Annotated in this window: 7 protein-coding genes and 1 pseudogene; 5 read left to right on the top strand and 3 right to left on the bottom strand. The window is 59.7% G+C overall.

The window, feature by feature from the left end; all coding sequences use genetic code 11:
* Window positions 1–23 precede the first annotated feature (23 nt).
* The 3 genes and pseudogenes from AB1576_13680 (at window position 24) to AB1576_13690 (ending at window position 2,231) form a co-directional block, all read left to right on the top strand.
* A complete protein-coding gene (locus tag AB1576_13680; protein MEW6082776.1) occupies window positions 24–1,001 on the top strand; it encodes an FAD:protein FMN transferase in 978 nt (325 codons plus the stop codon).
* A gap of 5 nt (window positions 1,002–1,006) precedes the next feature.
* Window positions 1,007–1,453, top strand: coding sequence for an FMN-binding protein (locus tag AB1576_13685; protein ID MEW6082777.1), 447 nt, complete (start codon window positions 1,007–1,009; stop codon window positions 1,451–1,453).
* Between the two features lie 514 nt (window positions 1,454–1,967).
* Window positions 1,968–2,231 (top strand): annotated as a pseudogene (locus tag AB1576_13690) (transposase).
* Between the two features lie 57 nt (window positions 2,232–2,288).
* Here the strand turns inward: AB1576_13690 and AB1576_13695 are convergent.
* Both AB1576_13695 and AB1576_13700 read right to left on the bottom strand, forming a co-directional pair.
* On the bottom strand, window positions 2,289–3,446 hold the full coding sequence (locus AB1576_13695; GenBank protein MEW6082778.1) for a molybdopterin molybdotransferase MoeA: 1,158 nt from the start codon (window positions 3,444–3,446) through the stop codon (window positions 2,289–2,291).
* A complete protein-coding gene (locus AB1576_13700; GenBank protein ID MEW6082779.1) occupies window positions 3,439–4,035 on the bottom strand; it encodes a molybdenum cofactor guanylyltransferase in 597 nt (198 codons plus the stop codon). The genes AB1576_13695 and AB1576_13700 overlap by 8 nt, the downstream gene beginning before the upstream one ends.
* Before the next feature lie 96 nt (window positions 4,036–4,131).
* On the opposite strand from AB1576_13700, the gene fdhD reads away from it, so the two are divergent.
* Window positions 4,132–4,923 (top strand): formate dehydrogenase accessory sulfurtransferase FdhD, encoded by a 792-nt coding sequence (fdhD, locus tag AB1576_13705; protein ID MEW6082780.1) that lies wholly within the window; start codon window positions 4,132–4,134, stop codon window positions 4,921–4,923.
* Here the strand turns inward: fdhD and AB1576_13710 are convergent.
* On the bottom strand, window positions 4,892–6,565 hold the full coding sequence (locus tag AB1576_13710; protein MEW6082781.1) for a hypothetical protein: 1,674 nt from the start codon (window positions 6,563–6,565) through the stop codon (window positions 4,892–4,894). The two genes, fdhD and AB1576_13710, sit on opposite strands and share 32 nt — an antisense overlap.
* Before the next feature lie 366 nt (window positions 6,566–6,931).
* Between AB1576_13710 and AB1576_13715 the strand changes: the two genes are divergently transcribed.
* The gene (locus AB1576_13715; GenBank protein MEW6082782.1) at window positions 6,932–7,063 is read left to right on the top strand and encodes a hypothetical protein; all 132 of its coding nucleotides are present in this window, start codon (window positions 6,932–6,934) and stop codon (window positions 7,061–7,063) included.
* The last annotated feature ends 226 nt before the right edge of the window (window positions 7,064–7,289 follow it).

Below are 7,289 nucleotides of genomic sequence, written 5' to 3' on the forward strand. Positions count from 1 at the left end.
GGTTTTAGAAAAGGAGAAGAGTTATGGACAAAAACGGCGCGGCCGCATCCGTCCATACCGGCATGGGCACGGAGATGATGCACAAAGCGTTTGGCCGGCACGCGGCAGAGGCGCTGCGGGCTGTCGCGGGCGAAGCCAAAAGGCTGGAATGCATGTTGAGCCGATTCTTGCCCGGAAGCGAGATCGGCAGGGTCAACAAATCCGCGGGTGTGAAGCGCGAGAAGCTCAACCCCGATACCTATGAGGTGCTGTCGCGAGCCGCCGCAATCGCAAAAATCTCGCATGGATTGTTCGACGTCACCAGCGGCCCTCTTGTAGACCTGTGGGATTATAAGCATGCGTTCCTGATCCCGGATGAAGCAAGGATCAAGCGGGTTTTGCCCCTGGTGGACCATGCCGGTTTGGTGCTGGACCCTCGCTCAAAGACGGCGGGGCTGCAAAAAGCCGGACAGTCCATTGATCTGGGGGGCATTGGGAAAGGCTTTGCTGCCGATCGTTTTTTGGAGATATTTAAAGAATACGGCGTTACTTCGGCCTTTACCAACATTGGCGGGAATGTGTCCACTCTGGGGGTAAGGCCCGACGGCTCCCCGTGGCGGGTGGGCCTCCGGCACCCCAGGCGGAACGGCCGCTTGCTTGGCGCCGTCTCCGTGGCGGGCAAGGCGGTGGTCACCTCCGGGGACTATGAGCGTTATTTTATTGATGCGGAAGGCAAGCGGCGTCATCATATTTTGGATCCGACCACCGGGTATCCGGCGGAATCGGGGCTAATCAGTGTGACCGTCGTTGCAGGCAGCGCCACGACCGCCGACGGGTTGTCCACGCTACTGTTTATAGCCGGGATGGAAAAAGGACGTAAGTACCTGCATCAATTTCCTGGAGCCGAAGCCATCTTTGTGGATACCAGCTTAACAGTCTACATTTCATCAGGTTTGAAAGATACCTTTCAGGCTGAACCGGGCCTAGGAACAAGTGTTAACTATTTTCGTGCAAAGGGGTAGCTTTAATGAGAAGAAAGGGGAAAAGCAAAGTGTGGAGTGTAATTGGTGTGGTAGTGGGTCTGATAGTGGTATTATTGGCAGGTGCGTTGCTCTTTACTTCGAAAGAACGGCGCGAGGCCGGAGCTCTTCCCATCGCTGTCGTAGATTTTAACAAACTTGACGACGGTACTTATGTGGGAGAATATGCGGGCGGCATGTATAGAATGAGAGCCACTAAAGTTGAGGTAACCTTGTCCTCGGGTAAGGTTACGGAAATCAAGCTGTTGAAGGGCGCAATGGATAAAGAGGGACAGCCGGCTGTGCTGGCTAAAGGGTTGAGCATACATGATCTGTTTGGCAGGGTGATCGAGTCCCAGTCGCTGCAGGTAGATACCATTAGCGGCGCAACCCTCACTTCCAAAGCTCATCTCAAGGCGGTGGAAAACGCGCTGGAGCAAGCGCAGGCCAAATAACGAAGGTTGCTCCATTCTTTAGTAACGCTAAGAAACGCTGGGACAACGAGGCCGGGATTTTATATACGCTGCCTCGTTTTTTCGTGCCTGCCTTTCTAGTCGGAGACAAAAAGAATTCAAATCATGCGATTGGCTATGTGTGCAGTAATGAAAAGGCTTTTTTCTGCAAATCGAGAAGGCTATATTCCAGGGTTGAAAGAACTGGAAACATTCAGCCATATCCATGTTTTATGCTGGTTTCACCTCTCGGACAGCCCGGAACTTCGCGCGGTTTGGAAGCGGAGCAACCCTAGCGAAACTCTCCCGCGCCAGGATGGCCAGGGTTTGATCGAGATCTCGTACATTAACGCCGAAGACGATACTCCCATTATCGACCTCAAGCCGTACATCCTTCCTGCGACAGGATAGGGGAGACTGCTGTTACCGGCTGGTGTTCTTATTAGCCAAAGTGGTACGAAGACTCGGCAGATTTTGACTGGGAGGCCGAATTTGTGAATGCCTGTTAGAACAACGGGGGGTGGACCTGGTAGTGTCCGACGATCACGAAGGCCCGAAAAGAGCTGTTGGGACGCGTGTCCAGGGAGCCACGTGGCAAAGATGCCAGACGCACTTTACCCGTAACATCCTGGATGGCTGCGCAGGCGCTACAGGGAGAGTTCCATGGAAAGTTACGTCTCATCTTCGAAGCACCGGACATGGTCATGCCCGCCGGCTCTTGGAACAGGTGCTCCAGGACTACGCTGGACGGGCTCCGAAGGCCGTGAGGTGCCAAACGTAAAGATTCCCCGCCATTTTCGTTTCCAAAGTTGCCGTCAGATAAGTGATTAAGGGACAACTAGTCAAGGAGCAGGACAGGGAAGACCTCTCCGTGCCTTCCCTCAGCCCCCCGGGGTACCACCAGCAGCGCCTCCGGGCACTCTCCAGGCCCGGCTGGGCGCGCCCAGGGGCCACTGCCGTGAAGAGTCACCGGCAGTAGAGTCTCCAGGCTGGATGGCCGGATCTCCCCATCCAGGCGGGCCTTGTTCCCAGGAGGATTCACATCATGGAGGCCCATAAGCCTGAGTACCACGGGCTTGACCAAGGCCTGGAACCCTGCCAAGGCGGCGGTGGGTGGCCCGGAAAGGCCTAGGATCAGGCGCCCTCCCAAGAGGAATGCCGAGGTGTGGCGCCCGGGCTTCATCAGGACCCCCCTGAACAGTGCCCCGGCCCCTGCCATGGACAGGCCTTCCGCCAGCACATCCCTGCTACCGGGTCCAGTGCCTCCGGTGGTCACTATGAGGTCCCCGCCTGCCTCGGCCAGCGCCCTGGCTATCATCACGGGATCATCGGGGAGAACGCCACTTGTGACGGGCCTGGCCCCCATGGAGGCGAGAAAGGCGTGGAGCATGTAGAGGTTGCTGGCGGGTGTGACCCCTCCTGGGCCGGACGGCAGTCCCAGCTCGCTGCCTGTTCCCAGGAGTGTCACGGCAGGCACCCGGTGACATAGGAGTGACCTCCTGCCTGCCGAGGCCAGGAGGCCTACCTGGCAGGACCTGACACGAACCCCTGCTCGCAGCAACTGGGTTCCCCTGGGTATCTCGCTGCCGGGGGCAGCCACCCTCTCCCCGGGTGCCACCGGGGCGGCCAGCAGGATCGAGCCCTCGCTGGCCTGTGTCTCTTCCTGGGGCACACACGCGTCCGCCCCTGGGGGTAAGGGGCTCCCTGTCACCACCACGGCGCAGGCTCCCGCTGGCAATGGCGCAGGATCATCCTCAGGGAATACCCCGGAGGCCACCAGGAGAGAGACAGGCCTGGAGGCGCTGGCACCCGTGGTGTCCCTGGACCTCACACAGTAGCCGTCCACCCTGGAAATGCAGGTGGGCGGCAGGTCCGCCTCCGTAACCACGTTCTCCGCTGCGACCCTGCCCGGCACCTCAGGTATGTCCAGTTCCTCACCAAGAAGGGGGGTCACGTGTTCCAGGAGAAGCCTTGTAGCGTCTTCCCGGCTAATCATGGTTATCTCCAGCCTCCATCTGAAAGGCTCTCTCCAGGTCCTCCGGGGTGTTGGCGTTGAAGAAGATCCTCTCAGGGCGGCCGAAGCGCGCAATCTCCCCGTGGGACACCTTCCTCACGAGCACCTCCGGGAAGAACTGGACTATCCGGGGGTGCGGGTCCTCCAGGGCGCTCTCGATGGGACCTAGGCACTCCCTGGAATAAAGGGCATGCATAGGCTCGTACTGGCCCTTCACGAAGGGCACAACCACCTGGTAGCCATGTCCGAGAGATATCATGTGGCGGATGAGCCCGGGGCTCAGGAAGGGCATGTCGCAGGCCACCACGAAGGCAGCCCACCCTGTTGAGGCCTTGAGCCCAGCGTGTATTCCTGCCAGGGGACCCCTCCCGGGCACCAGGTCTAGAACCAAGCGGGCTCCCGGCACGTCCATTGGCCTGCTGGTCACCATCACTATGTCCTGGGTGGCTTGGCCAAGGACATCCAGCACCCGCTCAAGGAGGCTCTGGCCGGAAAAGGAAAGAGAAGTCTTCTCCTGGCCCATGCGGGTGCTTCCACCGCCAGCCAGCACAACACCGGTAACAGGAGCCAACCGGACCTCCCCCATGCCTGCCTGATGTACTCGGGTTAAGCCATGTGATATTATAACACGTGTGCACACAGCATTCGACAAGGGCGGGTCATCATTGTGGGAAGGGTCTGGGAGGAACGCAAAGTCCAGAGGTTTCAAAAGGGCCGGGAGGCCGGGCAGGGCACGGAAGAGCTGGTAATGGAGTATCCTGTCACGGTATTCCTGAATGATAAAGAGGTAGCCACGCTTCTATGCACCCCGCTAGACCTGGAGGACCTGGTGGTTGGGTTCCTCTTCAACGAGGGCCTCGTCCGGGACAGCTCTGATCTGGAGTCTGTGGAGGTGGCGGATTCTGGTCAGGCTGCCAGGGTCTTTACCATGGGCCGGAGTGTTCTTGCTGAGCGGCTCTACGGGAAGAGGACAGTGACCTCCGGGTGCGGCGCCGGCACCTCCTTCTACCGTCTCACCGATGCCTGGTTGGTTCGCCCCGTCACCTCGGACTTCACCGTGAAGGCCTCCCAGATATCCCAGAGGATGCACGACCTGGCCGGAGCCTCCGCGCTCTACCGGAGGACCCGGGGCGTCCACGCCGCCGCCGCGGCCTCCCCCGAGGCCATAGAGGTGCTGAAGGATGACATAGGGAGGCACAACGCCGTAGACAAGGTGGCTGGGGATATGCTCAGGAGAGGCTGGGACCCCTCCTGCAGGATGCTCTTGATTACTGGCAGGGTGTCCTCGGAAATGGTGGTAAAGGCCGCTAGGATGGGGTGCCCTCTCCTGGTTTCCAGGGCATCACCCACTCACCTGGCGGTGCGCATGGCCCAGGAGGCCGAGATTACCCTGGCGGGCTTCGCCAGGCAGGACTCATTTGCGGTGTTCACCAGGCCTGACCGGGTTGTCGAGGGATAGGGCCCGTCAGGTTCCCCTGGGGAACCGCCAGTCTCCATTCCTCCCCTTGGCCCTCGCCCACCGTCACCTCAAGGCGAAGGTGGCCGGATACTGGGGACCACCCGATGACAGATACGGACGCAGTCTCCGCAGGGAGTCTTCCGGCGAGCCCCAAGTCGAGGGGCTCGGGCAGCATGGGATGATAAACCTCTACCCAAACCTCCCCACCCGGCCCTTCAACGCTGGCCGCCAGGAAATCCCGGTGTGACCAGTGCAAGGAGCGGATAGTGGACTCGTCGAAGACGGCAAGAGTCCTGACCTCCCCTGAGGGTTCACCGATCCCCAGGATGCCATCATCTCCCTCCGCTGTCACTGCTATCCAGGTGCCGTCCCAAGAGGCTGCCACAGGACCAAAGGCCTGGGGCCCCGGGCCACCCGGGCTAGAAGCCAGATCTCCCAGGCTTAGGGACCTTGGTGCCGTGTCCCGCTGTCCCTTGTGGAGGATGCGCAGGGTTCCATTCTCCTCGTACATTTCCACTTGAGACCAGCCGGGATCCCACTGGGTTATGACGAGGCCCGAGGGAGAGCGTTCAATTCGAAGCCGCTCTATAACACCTAGGTACACCGGTTGCGAGGGTTCGCAGTAGCTCAGGGATACCAGGACCTCTGCGATCCCTGCCCTCGCCTCCATGGTTCTCACCACATAGCCAGCCAGGTAAAGCCCACTGCCGGGCATGGCCATGGGCATGCCCAGGAGGCCGCTGTCAAGGTAGTCCCGGGCCTTCTGGGGCTCCCGGCCCAGTCGCGCCTCCACAAATCCTGCTGCCAGGGCCTCCGCGGCCTTCTGGAGGCCTGGGTCCTCCAGGGCACTCCCTTCCACTACACTTATGGCCATGCGGCAGAGCCTTTCACCACCTTCGTCCTGGGGGGTAAAGTCCTTGGAGAAGTGAACGATGACCTCCTGGCCCTCCCCTGAGGCATACATGCCCCAGTGAGACCTGCCCCCTGCCATCGCCGGGTCCCACCACCCATTCTTCACCAGGTGGCTGGTGTACCAGGCCCGGACCTGGTGAGCGTTAACCTCCGGGACAGGGTCAGACACGAAGAACGCCAAGGTATCCCTGTATCTCTCGCCAAGCCAGGTCACGAGCTCCTTATCGAGATCGGGAGATATCTGGTAGTGCCAGGGGAAGGAAGGGAAGAGGGGTACGCCATGGGCGGCGGCCATGTGTATCACGGCATCCTCGGTGGCTGGGGAGACCACCGATACCCTGGCAACAGCGCTTTCCTGGGTACCTGTGGAGAAATGGGCCTCGGCCCATATCTCCACGATGTCTCCGGCGTTCCCCAGGTCAGCGGTAGCGCTCCAGTGGCCCACGTCGTCAACCGGGGATTCGGGTGCCGCGCCAGCCAGGATCACCTCGCCCTCAGACCTGTGGCGGCCCCGGAACTCCACCCCTTCGGGCCTCCCGTTCACCAGGACTGACATGGTAATGACCTTGGGTACCAGCAGTGTATCACCGTCAAGGGCAAGGTGAGAGATCTCCATGCTGTCCACGGACCCAAGGTGGGCAACTTCAAACCAGGGTGAGGTCTGGGGGCCGCACCCCGCCATGGCCATGCATGTGACCAGCACGATGAACAAAGCGGCTTTGGGTCTCATTCCAGTGCTCTCAATCAGTCATGACTTCCCTAATACTAGTTGACGCACTCCCCCCATGAATGGTTCCCAAGGAAAGAAAGCCCCGGGGAACGCTCCCCGGGGCAGCCGCTGGCCTTACCGTAAGGGGCGGGCCAAAAAGCCAGGTCCCGCCGGTCGCATTCAGGGCGAGGTGGGGCGCCCTGGCCAGAGCTAAGGGCCGCACGGGCCCAAGCGGGTTATCCTGTCTTGTTATGTCTACCGGCACACACAGTGTACCAGGAATTCCTGACGCTTTCAAGAGGGCGCAATCACTCACCTATAATGCTAGCCAAAGAGGAGTGGCTCACTCGCGACAGAATGTTACCGCGACGGGGGGTCTTAGTGAGGATGTCAGTGAGAAGCCGTAAAGAGTACTTGGAGAAGATGCATGAACGGTACTGCAAGACCGAGAGTCAATCAGCCAAGACTGCCATCGAAGACAGGTCAAGTATCTTGAGTCTCTCCCTGCCATCCAGTTAGTCTGGGAAGCTTTGGACTATCCATGTGCCGAAAGACCTCATCCGGTTTTGGCAAAAACCGCTCAGATACTGGCCTCTCATGGTGAGACCCACCTCACAACAAGTGTTTGCCAGCAACTTACCCAGATCAGTCGTTCCACCTTGGCAAGGCGGATATCAAAGTGGGACTGCCCGAAATTCCGTCATGCCCTAAACAAGAGACCCAATTCATCCGCAATGTCCCAAGT

It is taken from the genome of Bacillota bacterium (genome assembly GCA_040754315.1).
Classification (GTDB): Bacteria; Bacillota; Sulfobacillia; order DUSP01; family JBFMCS01; genus JBFMCS01.

Bases quoted from the DNA above. Each gene is read 5' to 3' on its own strand.
- AB1576_13695 (MEW6082778.1), bottom strand. From the start codon at position 3,446: ATGATTAGCCGGGAAGACGCTACAAGGCTTCTCCTGGAACACGTGACC.
- AB1576_13715 (MEW6082782.1), top strand. From the start codon at position 6,932: ATGTCAGTGAGAAGCCGTAAAGAGTACTTGGAGAAGATGCATGAACGG.
- AB1576_13680 (MEW6082776.1), top strand. From the start codon at position 24: ATGGACAAAAACGGCGCGGCCGCATCCGTCCATACCGGCATGGGCACG.
- AB1576_13685 (MEW6082777.1), top strand. From the start codon at position 1,007: ATGAGAAGAAAGGGGAAAAGCAAAGTGTGGAGTGTAATTGGTGTGGTA.
- AB1576_13710 (MEW6082781.1), bottom strand. From the start codon at position 6,565: ATGAGACCCAAAGCCGCTTTGTTCATCGTGCTGGTCACATGCATGGCC.